Raw genomic sequence first — 17910 nt, 5'->3', positions numbered from 1 at the left:
CACGAGCTGTGGGTGCGGCTGTGGTCAGACAAAGACAAACTGCTTTGAGGGTCAGAATCTCAACGACAGTTGGTATGCTTCAGGTCACTCACCAAGACCAACGAACGAGGTCACGAATCGAATAGCTCCACCACTGACAGGTAGCTCGTTCCCAATCGTCCTTCAACCAAGCGAACCCGAGCCTGTGTGGATTCACAAAAGCCAAGTCGAAATATCTACTCCTGAGATACCGACACTCAGCCGAGAAGAGCTACGTGATGGCATCGAGAAGAAAGTCGCGTCAACTTGGCAACCGCCGAAGTGCTCGGAGTGTAATGACAGGCTCGACAAGAAGCCTGTAGCTTGTGGTAATCGCGGTCACTTAATGAAATACGAGCAGAGCCGGGAAGCCAACCGAGCAAGAAGGGCCAGGCGCAAACAGAGATGACCCGATTGCGCAATCAGGTGCCGTGTATGTGCTCGTATCGGAGTGGAATATTCAGCATGTGGGTATCACCTCAAGACCTCTCCGACACTTCTACCCACATCTTAGCGCATAGCGGGTAGATACGCCCGGCCCAAGCGTGGCTGGTGTGCCGTAGAGGGCACTGAAACCGAGCGGTCGTAGTTTCTGACACGACTCGGGTGACCGGGGTTAATGTCTTCTCGCCGCGTCACGGATTGGGATATTTCTGCGCACTATCACTTGGGCTGGGCGGGTCGAACTCTGGGGAGAGGGCGGCTCGCCTGACCCATTTTTGGTGAGACAAGTTTGACAAGCCGGAATACACACAACAAAACGAAGCCTGACTATAGCAGGCTCAAAGGGCCAGTGCGGCCAGTGTGGGATGGCAGTTTTGATAAGCCCGACAGGAGACCTATCGACCCAAGACTGAACCCGAAACCGGAACAGTTGGTCAGATGCCCCGAGTGCGGTCTTCGCTTCTACGTTTCCGAGTCTCCGAGAAGTATCGATGGGCTTTGTGAGCCATGCTCGGCTGAGAAACGACCAACCAAGTATCTGCCCCGCTACCCACAGCGTGTAGCTGTCGTCAACCCGAAGTCGTGGTGAGGAGATTGAAAGTCGGAGTGTTCATGTGTCTCGGTCTTCTCAACGAAGACCCAGCTCGGTCAGTCAAACAAGAGGTCGAATACTTCGCTCGTTTTCTGCAGAGCCTGTTTCTCTCAGACTTTCCCAAGGAGCACACTTTCAGAGTAATCGGCCCCGGATACAGCAACCTCTTCCAAGCGAGAGAGCTGTTTCTTCCACAGTCAGCTTTGGAGAACGACTTCGTGCTTCTCGCTGACGCTGACATGGTAGTTCCGCCTTTCTGGTGGGGAACGGTAGAGGGCTTGTTCAACAGCGACCCAAAGATTGGGCTTGTATCGGCCGTTCTGAGCGGTGACGGCTTTCGTTGCCCTGGTTTGAACGTTGAGGATTACGAAAAACTTTACCGAAGCTTGACGCTAACAGACGAGAAACATCGCTACTTACCAAGCGATGCCGACTGGAGCAACCCCAACGCTTCCCTGCCCCGAGTTCTTCTTGACAAAGCCTACTTCCAGAGAGTGCCCGGCCCATCACTCGACCAGTTTACAGTTTTCAGGTCAGAAATGCTCCGGCAGATACCGTATGACAACACGCCCGGGTGGAGACTTCGATGTCTTGATGCGGGTTGGAAGCTGGCGATAGCTCCTGGCGTTATTGTCTCTCACATGAAAGGAACGATAGGTTACTGGTCAAGCGTTGGCCAAGTCTTGATGTATCAAGCTACGGCCAGACACGAAGACGGCACTCAGTTTAAACTTGGAGTGTAGCTGGTTGGTCACCGTTCTTGTGAAGCCATGCGGCCACAGGGTTCACGGTGTCTGCCAGCGATGCGAGAAGAAAGCGACCGAGCGAGTAATCCGCTACCTCATAAAACACGGAGTTCCCCGCTATCCGCCCTCAGAGGTGCACGTAGCTCTCGCGTGCGAATTTGTGATGCGATACAAGAAAGCTTTGCACGAAGTAGGGCTCGACTGAGCTTACGCGGTTTTCCGTCTCAGGAAAATGTGACCGTTTACCGTCGTTCCCGGAACTGGCTCGAACCCCTCACTAAGTGCTCGCTCCAAAGCTAACTCGTCAGTGCTCTCTATCTTCCGAGTCTCGAACTTCGACTTCGGCGGCCCCACGATTTGTGTCTCAACGATTTGCTTGTCTATCTCGATGCCCTTTTCTAACTCGCTTACTTTCTTCCTAAGCTCTGTGATTTCGAGGGTGACCTCAGCTTGAGTCTTCGTGCCCAAGAAGTTCATCACTGTCTCGACTTTTTCTAACCAGAGAGATGCGGTTTTCTCCGGCCCGATATAGTTCTCCTTAGAGCCGGTAGACTTTCCGACCAGATATTCCGCGTATGAGTCAGGGTATCCCGTAGCTTTGGTAAGACCCAAGTTGGTTGCTCGTAGAACGTGTGGGTGATACGGGTCGTGTGCTCCCGTCTGTGCTCCGGGTCTTTCAGATTTCGGCTTCTCTGTAATCATACCAGCTTTGATGAAACAGTTTCGAATCAGAACACCCATCATCGAAGACGACAAGTGCCCGTCTATTTCCCCATCGAACAGCCAAGCACTCTTGATGCCCCGGTTTTCCCTGTCAACTAAGTAGGTCTTGACGAGCTGTACGCATTCGCTCGACAAGAAGCTGTATCGCTTCTGAGCCGTCTTAGTGATGCGAGCCGGAAACTCTACCCTGACCGGGTTCTCTTTCCAGAAGATGTCGGACAACTTGACCCGACAACTTTCTCCGATACGTGCCCCTGTGCTGACACTGAACGACACCGCTACTTTCTCTTTCGGAGTGCCCACTATCAGGCATTGTTTGAGTTGGTCAGGAGAAGGCTGTCTGTCGTCAGTGACTCGAGCCGCAGATACTTTCTTGACGGCCGTATTCAGGTCGTCGCTATCGACCCCAATCTTGACGTAGCGGAATAGGTTCACGACTTTGAACCGATGACCAAAAATCGTAGTCTCGGAGAGCTTACGCTTCCGCATCGAGTCTATCATCGCGTTAATGCTCTCAGCCATGTCGATGTCTTCCGTGCGAAGTGCCGATATGCCCCTCTCTGCCGCGTCATACACGGATGCCCACACACGGGCCGTCTCCTCTTGAGAAAAGAGGTGAGTGTCAGGCATGTCTGATAACAAGCCGTTGCCCAAGACCCAATTTCGGAGCACGTCCTTTCTCTGTCTTTGACTCTTGACGTTGGTTGGTAGCTCCGCCCAACCCTTCACAGTTCGGATTGCCTTCGACATCGTTCCTCTACGAAAAACGTGGGTGGCTCAAGCTACGGGTCTATTGTTACCAGAATACGAGACTCCTCGGCACGCGAACGGGGAATATGGCGCCGGGAGTGGGATTCGAACCCACGCGGCCCTAACGGGCCACAGGCTCTCAAGGCCTACGCTCTCACATCTCTGGAAGATCTGCGCCTTTAGACCCACATCAGCAGGTTAATCCACTCGGCCAACGGGATGCAAGAACCCAACTGGATACTCGCATTATCCCGGCGCGTCAACCCGCCTTCAGGTCAGAGAAAACGCAGAAGGAAGTCACCTATTAAGCAGTTCTGAGAGGAACGACGAAATGACAGAGTCGAAAAGTTGTTGGGAGAGTCTGGAGGATACCGGCTTCTCGAACACGTAACGGACGCGCTCATAGAGGCCTGGGGAACAACCCTCGAAGAGGCCTTCTCTCAAGCGGGCCTGGCCTTGTTCGACACCATGCTTCACGTAAAGCGCGTGCAGCCAAAGACCAAGGTAGAAATCCAGACCAACGGACATGACGAGAAGGAACTCCTTTACAACTATCTTGAGGAGCTCTTGCTTCTGTTTGAGGTCAAGCGGCTCGCCTTAAGGAGCTTTGTTGTGAGTTCGATTACCCCAACTCAAGCCGAAATCAGACTCAGAGGCAATGCCTCTGGAGAACCCTATGATCGCGCCAAACATAACGGAAAAGTTGAGGTCAAAGGAATTACTTATCATTTGATGGAAATAGAAAAACAAGCGGGAAAAGTGACAGTCAGATTTCTACTCGATCTATAGCTTAGCCTGGCAGGTGTCCGCAGGGCATTGCCTTAGGTCGCGCCACCCTATTTCTTCTTCTTTCCTGAGCCAGCCATGCTTATAGGTAGCTGCTCAGGAAGCAACGCGAGCGAAGAGAAACAATGAGCCACCAAGGGTCCGGACTCGTCAACCGTTCAAGCGCACAAATTCCGTTGACACAGGTTGAGCCAAACATTTGGGAGGTTCCAAGAGACTTCCAGCCCGGGATGAAAGTCCCGGCGCGAATCTATGCCGACGAAGACCTGCTCTCCAAGATGAGAACGGATCGAACAATCCAACAGTGCGTAAACGTCGCGCACCTAGATGGGATTTGCAAATACGCAATCACCATGCCGGACGGCCATGAAGGATACGGGTTTCCGATAGGCGGCGTAGCAGCAACCGACTACGACGAAGGCTTAATCAGCCCCGGAGGAGTCGGATATGACATAAATTGCCTCTCCGGAAACTCCCGAGTCCTGCATGACTTAGGTTATACACGACAAATCTCAGACTTCGACAAGAACTGGAGACACAGCGAAGTAAAATGCATAGGGAAGAACCTCGAAACATCCTCGACTGGCCTAGTCAGATTCCTCCATCAAAGGCCCCATAATAGAATATTGAAGATCCGGACACTCCTCGGTCATGAAGCAATAGCCACCGAAGACCACCCGTTCTTAACTCCCACGGGTATGATACCCCTCGGGAAACTTAAGTCAAGCAAAGTTGCCGTCTATCCCTTTGTCGGTGTCCCATACGAAGAGCCCTCTGAGTTCGTGATCGTCGGCCGAGACGGAATCAATAGACTCCGAATCCGCATGAACAAAGCTCTCGCCATCCGCGAGTTGCAGCAAAGGAATCTTCTCCCTTTAACGTCCCAAAACTCGAAGCTCCCGTTTCTGCTCAAGATCATGGGATTTCTGCTCGGAGACGGAACACTCATCTATACACCAAGAACGCACCTGGCTGCATTCTATGGGAAGGAAGAAGATCTTCGGCTAATACGCAGGGACCTCGAGACGATAGGTTACAAGCCGTCTCGAATCTACCATCGAGCTAGGAAATCGCGAATCGAGACAAAGTACCAAGAATACAGTTTTGAAACGACTGAATCTTGGTTTAAGGCGACAGCAAGAAGTTTCGTCGCTCTTCTTGCGGCCATGGGCATACCTCTCGGAAACAAGGCAAGTCAGGACTTCAGGCTCCCTGATTGGCTCTTCAAACTTGAAAGATGGCAGAAGAGACTCTTTCTTGCAACCTTCTTTGGCGCCGACTTGTCTAAACCCAAGACCCCTACTGCACACGAGTACAACTTCTACGCACCTGCACTCGGCCTCAACAAGAAGGCACGATTCTCAGAATCCGGGGTTCGACTCATCAGTCAGGTTCAGGAATTGCTAAGCTCCTTCGATGTAAAGGCAACTATAGGTTCCATTGAAGAAGATGCATTTGCCGGGGTTGGAGAGGTATCCTCGCGAATCCGTCTCTTAGTATCATCGGAACCAACGAATCTCATCAGATTCTGGTCCACTGTAGGTTATGAATACAATACGTTCAAGGCTTTTCTCGGAAACGCAGCTGTGCAATACCTCAAGCTCAAACAAAGAATACTGGGTGAGAGGATCGAGACTGCCAAGACAGCTATTGCACTCACGACAGCGGGGGCAAGTGCAGGAGAGATCTACAAAAAGCTCGAATCAGAATTCGTTAACAGACGGTTCATCGAGCGTTCCATTTATGAAGGAAGAAGAACCGCCCCTAGAATCGCCCAGAACTTCATGACTTTCGACGAATTCCTCGTTTCAGCGACTAAGGGACTTGGTATGTCTGGAGCAGTGTGGGATGAGGTATTAGCCATAGAGGATGTACCAGACTTCAAAGAAGAAGTGTTTGACTTCACGACATTATCCGAAGCTCACAATTTCGTCGCCAACGGATTCATCGTATCGAATTGCGGAGTCAGATTGATCAGGACGAACCTGACCGAGGAAGAGGTACGCCCAGTTCTCCCGAAACTCGTGGACACGATTTTCAATTTCATACCATCCGGACTGGGCAGCCGAGGCCAAGTCAAGCTCAGTGTTACAGAACTAGATCGCGCCGTTACCGATGGGCTCGATTGGGCCGTGGACCATGGCTATGCTTGGCCGGAAGATCCAAAGACGATCGAGGAAGAGGGATGCATGGAGGCTGCCGACCCGTCGAAAGTCTCGAACAGCGCAAAGTCACGCGGTGCTCCTCAGCTGGGCAGTTTAGGCAGTGGAAACCATTTCATTGAGATTGAGAGAGCCGACAAGATCTTCGACAAGCGTGTCGCCGAACGTCTCGGCATTCATAAGGAAGGCCAGATTCTTGTTCTGATTCACACTGGAAGTAGGGGATACGGTCACCAAACGTGCAGCGACTACCTTCGCGTTATGGAGAGAGCGATCAACAAGTACAACATCAAGCTCCCTGACCGGGAGCTGGCGGCTTGCCCAAGCAAGAGTCCCGAAGCTGAGGATTACATTCCCGCCATGTCGGCCGCCTGCAACTTCGCATTTGTCAACCGACAAATGATAACCCATTGGGCGAGAGAAGCTTTCTCGAAGGTATTCCAACGGCCAGCGGATTCTCTTGACATGAAGATCGTCTACGATGTCGCCCACAACGTAGCAAAAGTCGAATCCCACATGATCGACGGAGAAACAAAGAAGGTGACTGTTCACAGAAAAGGGGCAACCCGGTCATTTCCTCCTGGCCACCACGATATCCCAGCGGAATACAGAGACGTAGGCCAACCCGTCCTCATCCCAGGAAGCATGGGCACTAGCAGTTGGGTTCTAATCGGAACTCCAAGAGCGATGGAACTTAGCTTCGGAACGACAGCTCACGGGGCAGGCCGATTCATGAGCCGCTCCGGTGCAAAACGGAAATGGTTGGGGGGAGATCTCAAGAAGAGTTTGGAGAGTCAGGGGATAGTTATTCGTGCTGCCAGCATGGAGGTGCTGGCCGAAGAAGCGCCCGGCGCATACAAGGATGTCGATAGAGTGGTCGAAGTGAGTCATCAGCTGGGAATAGGGCAGAAGGTTGTACGAATGACCCCAATAGGAGTAGCGAAGGGCTAGCCTACTGGTGTGCCTCGCAACACTGGACCCGACACTTGCGGATTAGCGTTGAAGCTCATCCGTCTATTCCTTTCTATAAACTCGAATCCAAGGAGTATCGGCAGGATCGAGTCCTCTCAGCAAAGCAAGATACACTGAGACAAAGTCTGAATAGAGAACTGGCAATAGCAACCCAGCTAAGCGCGTGCCCGCCTTCAATCGCAATTGGGCGGGCGTGACTCTAGCAGCCCTAGTTATCGCGGACCTGAAGGACTCAAACACGGCGCGTTCAAAGTCAGATTCCGAGTGGTCGCGTATGAATACGGGTGCTAATGGGAATCGTTGATTGAACCATGCCTCTACTTCGTTATGGCCTGCTTCAGGCAAAAGAGCACATTTCGCAACCATTTTGCTATTCTCGGCAAGCTGATTCTTGAATCGTCTCGCAACGCTACCCATTCTTCGAAACGCGTAGATTGCCGGAAGGCGACCTTCCAATGATGCAGCAAGACGCTTGGCAGGGTTCTTGGTAAGAGGAACTTGTCTCTGGATCCGATTTCTAAGCCGACCGAGTTCTCGAGCCGCCAACTCGATCTCAGACTTGGGGTCTTGAATTATTCCACAGCTGTTTAGCGCAAGGGCCGATGCCACGACCATTTGGCCCAGCGCAGCTCGAGGAGCCGGAGCCGGTCGAACTCCAAGAAATGGGACACCCAGTTCTTCGGACAATTCTTGCAATTTGCCGCCTGTTCCGATGGTCATCAGAGTGGAGCCACGTTTTCTCGCCTCTCGGAAAGCAGCTAGAGTCTCGCGCGTCTCTCCTGAATAACTGAGAGCAACAAAGAGGGTGTCGGATCCGACGAATCTTGGAAGCGCCGGGTCCCGGAGGACGATCGCCGGAACAGAGATCTTGTCTTCGAGCCAGTCAAGAACCAGGTCTCCTGCAGACGCGGACCCACCCATACCCATCAATACAATGTTACGAAAGACTGGGTGTCGGGTGATTTTTCGAATTAGAGGCCAAACTTGTAATTGGGTGCTGATGAATTCTGGGAATCTCTCGACTGCACCAAGCATTTCCTTCGGATCGAGGCGAGAGATCTCTTTCTCACTGTCGAGAACTGTTGGCATGCTCGATGATTAGGTGCTAGATTTCTAAACGTTCGCAGTCCTGTCGAAAAGATCCGACCAATTTATCTTTCTCGCCACCTGTGGATAATCATGACTCAACCCGCACGGCGAGCCCAAACCCTCTCGGTTGCCTTACCGGCTAGCTTGACCTTGGACATACCTCATCTGAGGGAAAAGACAGCCCGCCTAGGGTTTGCCTCGCGGGCACTCGCGACGTTTCGGGTGGAACAGGCGATCATCTACCGCGACAGAGCGGGAGCCGAGGTAGATCGCGAAGCAGCCCTAATCGAGAAGATGCTCAAGTACATTGAGACCCCGCAGTACCTGCGGAGACTGCTATTCAAGATGGACCCTGACCTACAGTACGCCGGTACCCTGCCACCCCTACGTACACCTAACCACCCTGACAAGCAGAACCCAAGCCCTGGGCTGCTGCGAGAAGGCGTAGTTGTGCAATCCGGGCCGTCTTCTATGATCGAGGCCGGTTTCCGCAACTTGGTTCGCATCAAGTCAAACCTGCCGACTTCAAACAGAATCACCGTTCGGTTGACGAAGAACTCGCCGGATCTTGAGGGTGAAATCGTGGAGCCCAGCGGGTTAACCATATATTGGGGGTTCAGGGTGGCTCGTGGGAACGTTTCACTATCAGAAATAATACGGAGCAGGAAATTCGACTTGACAATCTCGACTTCCCGGAAGGGCGTGAATGTACTGGAGATAGCGTCTGATCTGAGGAAGATGTGGAAGTCAGCCCTGTGCCCCTTGATTGTATTTGGTTCGCCAAGCGAAGGCGTCCCAGAAATTCTCGCCCGGTCAGGCATGAACGTCTCCGACTCAATGGACTTCAATCTGAACACTATTCCGGACCAAGGGGTTGAGACAGTCAGGACCGAAGAAGCATTGTGGAGCTCCCTTGCCGTCCTTAGCGTCTTGGAGGAGAAATAGATGGGTCATAGGAAGTATAGCGCGCCGAGAAGAGGATCGCTCGCCTATTTACCTCGGGGGAGATCTTCCCACTGGGCCCCTCGAATCCGTTTCTGGCCGGAGTACGAGGGAGCACCGAAACTCCTGGCCTTCGCAGGCTTCAAAGCAGGGACAAGCCACGTTACCATGGTCGACAACCGACAGGGATCACTAAACTACGGAAAAGAAGTCACTTTACCAGTAACCGTGGTAGAAACCCCTCCATTGTTGGTAACGGGACTAAGATTCTATGAGAGATTCAACGGAAACCTCAGGACCTCGGGCGAGGTCTGGGCTCCAGAACCCTCAAAGGATCTCGGACGCAAAATCAAGGTTCCTGAGAAATTCGACGACAACAAAGGTTGGGAGAAGCTCGAGTCCACAAAAGATAGAGTTGTGGAAGTGCGTGCAATCGCCGCGAGCCAACCACGCCTAGCCAAGATCGGAAAGAAAAAGCCCGACCTTATGGAGGTGAAGATCGATGGAGGAACCGTGAAGGATCAGCTGGAGTTCGCGAAAAAACTGCTCGGCAAGGAGGTGAAGGTTGCTGATGTCTTCAAAGAGGGAATGGACGTGGATGTTATTGGGATCACCAAGGGAAAGGGCATTCAAGGCCCTGTAAAGCGCTGGGGAATTAAGAAGCTCAAACACAAATCGAGAAAGACTGTTCGAGGAGTCGGCTCCATCGGCCCCTGGCACCCTCACTACGTCATGTACTCGGTACCCAGAGCAGGCCAAATGGGATTCGCTCAACGAACAGAGTATAACAAACAGATTCTAAAGATTGGAGACAACGGAACAGACGTTACACCAAAAGGAGGATTCCTGCACTACGGACCAATCAAGACCGAATTCACTTTATTGAGAGGAACGATACCCGGACCGGCAAACAGGCTAGTCGCCCTCAGAACGCCGGCAAGAGGACGAATCTCAGGCGAACCCCCCAAGATGGAAATGATCAGCCTGGCATCAAAGCAGGGAGCATAGAGCCTTGAGCCAACGCAACGTCAAGATTTTCGGAACAGATGGGAAAGCCGTGAGCGAGCTCTCACTCCCGCCAGTGTTCACCTCTGTTCTTAGAAGAGACATCATAGCGAAGGCTGTGGTTGCTCAACAATCCCATCGCTTCCAACCTCAAGGGCGGAATCATATGGCGGGAAAGAGGACCACCGCAGAATCTTTCGGAGTTGGCAGAGGAATCTCAAGGGTTCCACGAGTAGGCGGACACGGCCCACTCTCCGGCACAGCCGCCTTTGCCCCAGGAACTATGGGAGGGCGAATGGCCTTTCCACCCGTCGCCTGGAAACGAACGGCCAAATCAATGAACAGGAAAGAACGACGCGTCGCACTTGACTCGGCAATAGCCGCTACTGGATCGCAAGCTCTCGTCCGAAAGAGAGGGCACAAGTTCGACGAAGAGATCGAGCTACCACTAGTCGTCACTGATGAGGTGGAAAAGTTCGGGAAATCGTCTGCGGCCAAAACTTTTCTAACGGCGATCGGAGTATGGGACGATATCGACCGGGTAAAGAAGAGCAAGAAGATACGGGGAAAGAACCGAACGCATTCCGTAGGACCCCTCCTTGTAGTCAGCGAGTACCAGGGCGCTCAGAAAGCGTTCGAAAACTTTGAGGGCGTAGAAGTTGTTCGTGTCAAAGACTTGAGCGTTGAAGCCCTGGCTCCAGGAACACATCCAGGACGACTGGCGGTCTGGACGGAGTCTGCTATCAAAACCCTCTCAGACAGGAGCTGGCTGCGATAGATGGGCCGAGTCTCCACCGAACTAGTTATCACATATCCTATGATGTCTGAGGACACAGTCAAGCTGATAGAGACAGAGAACAAGATCGTCTTCATTGTTCACGTTAAAGCATCAAAGCGAGATATTTGGAAGGCGATCGAGGAGCTCTACGAAGTCAAAGTGGACCAAGTGCACACCCTCGTGACTCCTGAGGGCAAGAAGAAGGCATATGTTAGGCTGAACCCAGAATCGAAGGCGTCAGAACTCGCTGTGAAACTGGGAATATTGTAGGAGTGGGATTGAATGGGTAAGAATATTCTCGTTCAGAGACGAGGCCGCGGGTACTTCATATTCAAAGCGCCAACACATCGAAGAATTCACTCTGTTGGTTACAACAGCGTAAACGGCCATTCTTCGGGCTACGTCAAGGACCTCGTTCACGAGATGGCTCGTGGAGCACCCCTGGCACTGCTGCAGGTGGAGGGAGCGGGAGAAATCTATGTCCCAGCACCGGAAGGAATCGCTGTTGGGCAGAGGCTTCTCTTCGGAGCGGAAGTCCCTGCTGAGATCGGTAACATCAAGACTCTTGGGAAAATGCCGGAGGGGACTATGATCTGCAATATTGAACTCCGTCACGGTGATGGTGGAACAATGGCTCGTTCGTCCGGCTCCTTTGCGACAGTGGTCTCGCATACTCCAATTGGCACGGAGTTGCGTATGCCCTCTGGCAAGACGATTCATGTGAATGATAATTGCAGAGCTATGATAGGTGTCGTGGCCGGTGCAGGCAGAACTGAGAAACCATTCATGAAGGCGGGTCCAAGATGGTTCTTGCAGAGGGCCAGGGGACGAAAATGGCCGGTAGTCAAGGGACAGGCTATGATTGCGGCGTCTCATCCTCATGGCGGAGGACGACACAAACATGCAGGTAAACCTACGACAGTCGGACGCTGGACCTCACCAGGTCGGAAGGTCGGAAACATCGCCGCCCGCCAAACTGGAAGAGCGAAGAGAAGAAGCGCGCGGTAGAGATTTTGACCGGACCAACGTTAATTACGAGAATACGACCGGCAAAATGGGGGATATTCGATGCCTAGACAGTTCACATATCGCGGGCACAACTTGGAAGAGGTCAAGCAGATGTCGATGGACGAGTTCATCAAACTTCTTCCCTCTCGCCAGCGAAGGTCGCTACTCAAGGGTCTGACCAACGACCAGCGGACCCTTCTAGAGCATATCCGGCAATCGAGAAGAGAAAACGGTAATGGTGGCGGAAAGGCTCAATCTGTCAAGACTCATGCTAGGGACATGATCATCATACCTGAGATGCTTGGGTTGACGCTGCATCTGCACTCTGGAAAGGAGTTTGTGGCTATCGAGATCAAACCCGAGATGATCGGACACTTCCTCGGAGAGTTCGCAATCACCAACCAGAAAGTCGTCCACGGAACCCCCGGCATAGGCGCATCCCGCTCGAGCATGTACGTACCACTGAAGTAACCGCCTCGAATCCGCCACACCGCGCACCGCGAGACGCAAATTCGCCCAAAATCAGCCCCAATCCCGATTCCAAGCACGGATTTCTGGAACGGGACTTTCCACGCCTATCCCTAGGGGAATGCACGGGGATCGAAAAAGGCCAGACGAGCCGGTGACACGGATGTATCAGAAAAAAAAGCACAAATCTGTTTCAGGTTGAAAACTTGATCCTGGGAAAAATTACCCCCTTTGTGATTTCAGCCCCGCGACGCAGGAGTGTCCAGGCTGGAACAATTAAGAACAAAACGCTCTTGCCTATTCATTGGAGCGGGTTGCTAGACGCCTGCCTCGAGAGAGCCGGGCTGAGGGAAGACAAAGATCTTCACGGTGAGGCTTGGGTGTTAGTGACGCGGGCGACAGACACCCTAGAACAGGGCTGCAGGCAAAACCCGCTCCCAACCTCCCGGCAGCTCAGTAGAGGCTTTTAGTACTCTACCAGCCAGAGCAGAAACTTGGAGGATAGAATGGACCCGAGGCAACGCCTCGAACTTGTCACAAACGGAACTATAGAGATCATTCAGCCTGCAGAACTGGAGCGCGTCCTGGTAGAGAAAAAGAAGCCCCGAGCTTACTGGGGCTTTGAATGCTCCGGAAAGCAACTGGTCTAGATCAGCTGCCTGGAATGATGCATATCGGCACAGGACTCGTCTGCGGCTCAAAAATCAAGGACATGGTCCAGGCAGGATTCCACTTCATCATATTCCTTGCAGACTGGCACAGCATGATCAATAACAAGTATGGAGGGGACATGGAAAAGATCGAGACAGCGGGTGAGTACTTCAAGCACTGCTTCACAGCATTGGGACTGGACGAAGATAAGGTTGAGTACGTCTGGGCCTCGAAACTTGCCAGCAACCCCAACTACTGGGAGAGAGTCATCCGGGTCGCCAAAACGACCACGGCACAACGTGTAATGCGGGCACTACCGATCATGGGGCGCGACTTGAAAACCCAAGAAGTCGAGGCCGCCACCCTGTTCTATCCGTGTATGCAGGCTGCTGACATATTCGAGATGAGCCTAGACGTGGCTTGCGCGGGAATAGACCAGAGAAAAGCCCACGTGCTAGCACGAGAGGCAGGCGAAAAGTTGCGATGGGGAAAACCGGTTGCTCTCCACACTCCTATGCTGATGGGCCTAGATGGCTTACAGGGATCTGACAGGGGAAGTTATGATGAGGATCCGAAGCTGAGCAGCGTGATCGCAGCGAAGATGTCAAAGAGCAAGCCTGAGAACACGATAATGCTCCACGACTCCCCTGGCGTCATCGAGGAGAAGCTACGCAAAGCGTACTGCCCACCGAAAATAGTCGAGGGTAATCCAGTAATCGAGTACTACCGCCTCCTCGCCTTTCCCAGATACAAGACTGTTACTTTGGCTCGAGATCAGAAGTTCGGAGGAGACCTGAAATTCGCTACATACAAAGAGCTCGAAGAAGCGTACAAGACCGGAAAGATCCACCCGCAGGACCTCAAAGCAAACATGGCAAGAATACTAGCTGAAATCCTCAGTGGAGTCAGAGAGTATTTTGGAAAACACCCTGAACCCCTGGAACAGATGAAGAGGTTGGAAGCGAGGTAATCGCAGTTTGGTAGATCCAGTCCGGAGAAGATGTCCGGCACACGTTCGAAACCCGCGGATGGTGTTGTATACTCGAAAAATGGAGAGGGCGACAAGGATCTTCCAAGACCTGCAGGAGCAGTCTGACGCAGGAGTACCGATCATTGTCGAGGGAAGAAGAGACGAAGCAGCCCTAAGAAAGCTCGGCATCAAAGGAACCATCCTCTGCCTCAAGGCCACAGGAGAGCCGAGATTCAGATTCATCGATCGCCTTGATGGATCAAAACGGGCAATTGTGCTAACCGATTTTGACCGAGAGGGTGGAGAGTTGGGAACATGGTTGTACCTAGAGCTGTCACATCGAGGAATTCATGCAGACAACCAGTTGTGGAGAAAGATCAGAAACCTCGCGCGAACAGAAGTCCGTAGCGTTGAAGAACTTCCAAGTTTCGTGGGAGCCTTGGAGATACGATCGAGAGGACTTAGACCCTAGGCTATTGCCTGCGAGCGATCATGCTCTACCTGAAAATGGCGAATTTACAATACTTCGGAACGCACAATCTAGTCCGTCCCGGACACGCGAGGGTCCACTCAGGGGCTAGGCTCTACCGTTCTTCATCCGGACAGCTTTGGAAGGCTTGCCATTGCCTTGGAAGTAGTCTCGGAGGATCTGCTCGAAAAAGATTGAGAGACCTCCTACACGTCCGTGGTAGACTTTTTCGACTTCGTGGCGCACGAGATTCTCCGCCTGATCGCTCAGGGAGATCATCATTTTGCCCATTTTCGATTGGAATACGTCCAAGGTGGCTGTGAGATTGACGATTCTTGACTGGAATCACTAAATCCTATACAAGGGAGACTATGGATATCTACAGCAACTTGGGGCTAACCGCCGGGTTTACCGCGTCCGAATCAATTTTTCAGTCCGAGAACGTGTGAATTGTATATAAATAGTCAAAAAATGGAATCACGCAAGCACTCACTCACACCAAACTCAAGGTTGTTCACCTGCTTAGAAACGTAAAGCGCATTGTACGCTAGAGCGATGGGGAAAGGCCTGCCTTTGGGTTAGCTATTCTGAGGTGAGGCTCATCCGGGGATTGGAATTGGGTAACTCTCAAGAAGGGGTCTCTCCAGATTTCTTGTGTCGAGTTGTTGTCTTACTCCCATTCCTTTCATTATGAAAATGAGGGATGTTATATTCACCGAGAAGTAGACTAGACTGGTAGCGAAGAAGCCGTACGGGGTGGAGAGTATCGGAAAAGGGTCTGGCGGAAGATTCCACGACCAGGAAGACATGGTGTTCGCAAGTTCTAGAAGGGATCCTATGACCAGTGTTTGGCGAAGACGGCCGCGCATCAGAAACGGAACGATAGCCCACACCAGGTAGTGTGTGTATATTTGGCGAAGCGGAATCAGCCATACCAATAATCCGAGGGCTACTACATCAATCGCACTCAGCTCACGTGCTCGGGTCCAAATGATTCCCAGCGTGACTACGAAGAGTGCTCCTGTGGTGGCCACCCACACCTGATTCTCCACAACGGTAGGCAAAGAAAAATGAAAGAGCAATGGCAATACTGCGTAGAGCAGGTTCATCATTGTAAAGCTCGACGTGCCTCCTCCAAACCCAGAGGATAGATTGAAGCCCAGAGCAGACTCCAGATATCCAGTTAAGATAACTGGGGCGAATAAGCCGAGAAACAAGATCGACATCGTTGCGGCGATCGCTGGGAGCGACTTCCGAATTCCTCGCTTCCTAACCAGCCACACGAGGACAAGTGGAATCGCGAGAATCGGATGAATCTTGAAAACTGTCGCTAAAGCGAGCAAAACCGTACCGAGAAAATAGCGGCTAAGGATCAGGGCGAGAACTGATCCGGCGAGGATAGGGTAACCGAGAACGTCGCTGTTGAACCAGTAGTAGGGAGAGAGACTTATCGACGGGAGGGCTAGAAAGAGGGCTGGCGGGACAAGAGCGCAGAGACCGGAAACCCCCCTGATTCGTAGGGCGAGGAAGATCAGGAGCGCGACAACAGCATCTGCAATAACTCCTGTCAACCGAACGTTTCGGGAGATAACGCCGATCGTGTCTGGTGTAAGCGGGATACTGCCTGATGTTATTCTGATGATGCTTCCGACCACAGCGAGCAGGAAAGGCGGGTAGGGAGAGGCCCATGGACTGGACAAGTAGGGATTTTGCCCCGCCATCAACATCATACTCTTCGGAATGTCAGCACCCAGAAGGTCTCCGCCGCCATTGGTGCGGAGGATCAAGAGGATCTTTTGAAAAGTCGTCGCCGCTAGCAATCCGCAGAAAATCACTGGCGAATACTTATCGACGAAAGAGTCGACCTTGGCAAAGTTCCGATGCCAATGTTGTCTCAGGGACTCAAGCATCGCCTAGTCGAGCGCGTTCTAAGATGCTAAATAGCCTTTCAATCCAGAACCTTAAGACGAGTCCAGGGCACAATGAATTTTGCAGATGGATTCGTTCTCGCACTAACAATAATCTTCCTAGCCTACTTCGCCTACGCCACTCCAATAATCATGGTAGGCATCTGGCGATACAAAAAGCACGGATTCGCAGCAGAAGAACCCGGAGAAAATTGGGACCCACCTAACGTCTCAATCCTCGTCCCAGTAAAGAACGAGGAAAAAGTTGTCGGAAGACTACTAAACGCCATTGCGAAACTGGATTATCCCAGAGAGAATCTCGAGGTGGTCGTCGTCGAAGATGGATCAAGGGACAGGACGCTAGAAATCTGCAACGATTACGCAAGACAATATCCATGGATGAAAGTCTTCCACAGGGACACGAGCCTCGGAAAAGGAGACGCGCTAAACTTCGGATTCGCCAAATCGACAGGGGAAGTCGTCGCGACATTTGATGCAGACGATATTCCGGAACCGCAGGCTATCACCAAAGCTCTACGTTACTTCAACGACCCGAGGGTCGGGGCGGTGCACGGCTATCACCGTACGCTCAACTTACAAGAGAGCATTGTTGCGAGACTGGCGGCCTACGAGACTTTTCTTTACAGGTTGGCCAATGATGGAAAATATGCGTTGAAACTGTTCGTTGCCTTCTCTGGATCGAACACTTTCTTCCGGCGAACCGCTCTGGAGAGAGTGGGCCTCTGGGACGCGAACTCCATCGTTGAAGACGCGGAGCTGGCTGTCAGGTTCGCGCGAGCGGGTATTCCAACGAAGCTGGCTCCAGTCGAGAGCTGGCAAGAAATGCCGGCGAAGGTCAAGAGCTTGCTAAAGCAACGGATCAGATGGAGCGGTGGAAACATTCAGACGGGCCTGAAACACTGGGACGCCTGGAGATCCATGTCGCCCCTGAAGGCTTTCGACATGGAAGTGCTAATGATGAGCCCGATAATGGCGATACTCGCTTTTGTTGGCTGGGCCCTTCTTGCGCTTGGCATCGGCCATATCGGGATACCACTCGCTGAACTTGTGCCGCTTCTGATCGTGATGGGTGCATTGAACATCTTCTACTTCGGAACACTTCTAACAGTCGTTGTTGCCCAGGCGAAAACTGGCATCGTATCATACCTCACCCTTATTCTAGCCACATATCCATATGCAACGCTGCTTTCGATCGCAAACTTTGTAGGCCTTATCTCGGTTCTCATTCTTGGAAGAAAGCTCTGGCTGAAAACTGAGAAAACAGGCTACATCGACTCGCCAACCCTGATAGCAAGGCTAACACAAAGCGAGTTGACTAGCCACTGTCGCAAGACTCTTGAGACGAGGACAAAGCGTTCGATTCTGATAGATAGTCCGCAATAGGCCTACTGGAAACAAGGTGGCGAATG

19 protein-coding genes and 1 tRNA gene are annotated in these 17910 nt (G+C 52.2%); 15 read left to right on the top strand and 5 right to left on the bottom strand.

What is annotated here, in order from left to right; genetic code table 11:
- The 3 genes from VGS11_00970 to VGS11_00960 all read left to right on the top strand — a co-directional run.
- On the top strand, positions 1-427 hold a 427-nt coding region (locus tag VGS11_00970; protein HEV2118669.1), incomplete at its 5' end, for a hypothetical protein.
- A 629-nt stretch (positions 428-1056) separates the two neighbouring features.
- On the top strand, positions 1057-1797 hold the full coding sequence (locus VGS11_00965; GenBank protein ID HEV2118668.1) for a hypothetical protein: 741 nt from the start codon (positions 1057-1059) through the stop codon (positions 1795-1797).
- A 4-nt stretch (positions 1798-1801) separates the two neighbouring features.
- The gene (locus VGS11_00960) at positions 1802-2005 is read left to right on the top strand and encodes a hypothetical protein (protein HEV2118667.1); all 204 of its coding nucleotides are present in this window, start codon (positions 1802-1804) and stop codon (positions 2003-2005) included.
- Positions 2006-2007: 2 nt separating this feature from the next.
- On the opposite strand, the gene VGS11_00955 is transcribed toward VGS11_00960, so the two are convergent.
- Together VGS11_00955 and VGS11_00950 are read right to left on the bottom strand one after the other, a co-directional pair.
- Positions 2008-3273 (bottom strand): site-specific integrase, encoded by a 1266-nt coding sequence (locus VGS11_00955; protein ID HEV2118666.1) that lies wholly within the window; start codon positions 3271-3273, stop codon positions 2008-2010.
- 87 nt (positions 3274-3360) lie between these two features.
- Positions 3361-3529, bottom strand: a tRNA-Ser gene (locus tag VGS11_00950).
- Between the two features lie 92 nt (positions 3530-3621).
- On the opposite strand from VGS11_00950, the gene VGS11_00945 reads away from it, so the two are divergent.
- Positions 3622-4062, top strand: coding sequence for an archease (locus VGS11_00945; GenBank protein HEV2118665.1), 441 nt, complete (start codon positions 3622-3624; stop codon positions 4060-4062).
- Positions 4063-4184: 122 nt separating this feature from the next.
- Positions 4185-7172: an intein-containing RctB family protein gene (locus VGS11_00940; GenBank protein ID HEV2118664.1), complete on the top strand. Its 2988-nt coding sequence runs from the start codon at positions 4185-4187 to the stop codon at positions 7170-7172.
- A gap of 63 nt (positions 7173-7235) precedes the next feature.
- Here VGS11_00940 and VGS11_00935 read toward each other — a convergent pair whose 3' ends face one another.
- A complete protein-coding gene (locus tag VGS11_00935) occupies positions 7236-8282 on the bottom strand; it encodes a bifunctional phosphoglucose/phosphomannose isomerase (protein ID HEV2118663.1) in 1047 nt (348 codons plus the stop codon).
- 90 nt (positions 8283-8372) lie between these two features.
- Between VGS11_00935 and VGS11_00930 the strand changes: the two genes are divergently transcribed.
- The 9 genes from VGS11_00930 to VGS11_00890 all read left to right on the top strand — a co-directional run bounded on the left by VGS11_00930 (position 8373) and on the right by VGS11_00890 (position 14576).
- Positions 8373-9227 carry an RNA methyltransferase gene (locus VGS11_00930; protein ID HEV2118662.1) on the top strand — a complete coding sequence of 285 codons (855 nt, stop codon included), beginning with the start codon at positions 8373-8375 and terminating at the stop codon, positions 9225-9227.
- On the top strand, positions 9228-10232 hold the full coding sequence (locus tag VGS11_00925; GenBank protein HEV2118661.1) for a 50S ribosomal protein L3: 1005 nt from the start codon (positions 9228-9230) through the stop codon (positions 10230-10232).
- Between the two features lie 4 nt (positions 10233-10236).
- Complete coding sequence (gene rpl4p, locus VGS11_00920; GenBank protein ID HEV2118660.1) at positions 10237-11007, top strand: 50S ribosomal protein L4; 771 nt, start codon at positions 10237-10239, stop codon at positions 11005-11007.
- On the top strand, positions 11008-11277 hold the full coding sequence (locus VGS11_00915) for a 50S ribosomal protein L23 (protein HEV2118659.1): 270 nt from the start codon (positions 11008-11010) through the stop codon (positions 11275-11277).
- Between the two features lie 12 nt (positions 11278-11289).
- Entirely contained in the window at positions 11290-12015 is a 726-nt protein-coding gene (locus tag VGS11_00910; protein ID HEV2118658.1) for a 50S ribosomal protein L2, read from the top strand.
- Positions 12016-12075: 60 nt separating this feature from the next.
- Positions 12076-12486, top strand: coding sequence for a 30S ribosomal protein S19 (locus VGS11_00905; protein ID HEV2118657.1), 411 nt, complete (start codon positions 12076-12078; stop codon positions 12484-12486).
- Positions 12487-12977: 491 nt separating this feature from the next.
- Positions 12978-13133, top strand: a complete 156-nt coding sequence (locus tag VGS11_00900; protein ID HEV2118656.1) for a hypothetical protein — start codon at positions 12978-12980, stop codon at positions 13131-13133.
- Complete coding sequence (locus VGS11_00895) at positions 13109-14104, top strand: tyrosine--tRNA ligase (protein ID HEV2118655.1); 996 nt, start codon at positions 13109-13111, stop codon at positions 14102-14104. Before VGS11_00900 ends, VGS11_00895 begins: the two co-directional genes overlap by 25 nt.
- Before the next feature lie 7 nt (positions 14105-14111).
- Positions 14112-14576 (top strand): hypothetical protein, encoded by a 465-nt coding sequence (locus tag VGS11_00890; protein ID HEV2118654.1) that lies wholly within the window; start codon positions 14112-14114, stop codon positions 14574-14576.
- Between the two features lie 105 nt (positions 14577-14681).
- Here the strand turns inward: VGS11_00890 and VGS11_00885 are convergent, their stop codons facing one another.
- Positions 14682-14855 (bottom strand): hypothetical protein, encoded by a 174-nt coding sequence (locus tag VGS11_00885; GenBank protein HEV2118653.1) that lies wholly within the window; start codon positions 14853-14855, stop codon positions 14682-14684.
- Between the two features lie 317 nt (positions 14856-15172).
- Positions 15173-16483, bottom strand: coding sequence for a hypothetical protein (locus tag VGS11_00880; protein ID HEV2118652.1), 1311 nt, complete (start codon positions 16481-16483; stop codon positions 15173-15175).
- A 72-nt stretch (positions 16484-16555) separates the two neighbouring features.
- Between VGS11_00880 and VGS11_00875 the strand changes: the two genes are divergently transcribed.
- Positions 16556-17884 carry a glycosyltransferase gene (locus tag VGS11_00875; protein HEV2118651.1) on the top strand — a complete coding sequence of 443 codons (1329 nt, stop codon included), beginning with the start codon at positions 16556-16558 and terminating at the stop codon, positions 17882-17884.
- The last annotated feature ends 26 nt before the right edge of the window (positions 17885-17910 follow it).

Source organism: Candidatus Bathyarchaeia archaeon (assembly GCA_035935655.1).
Taxonomy (GTDB): Archaea; Thermoproteota; Bathyarchaeia; order 40CM-2-53-6; family 40CM-2-53-6; genus 40CM-2-53-6.
Note: the sequence above shows the minus strand (reverse complement) of the source record. Positions and strands in the feature narration are given on the sequence as shown.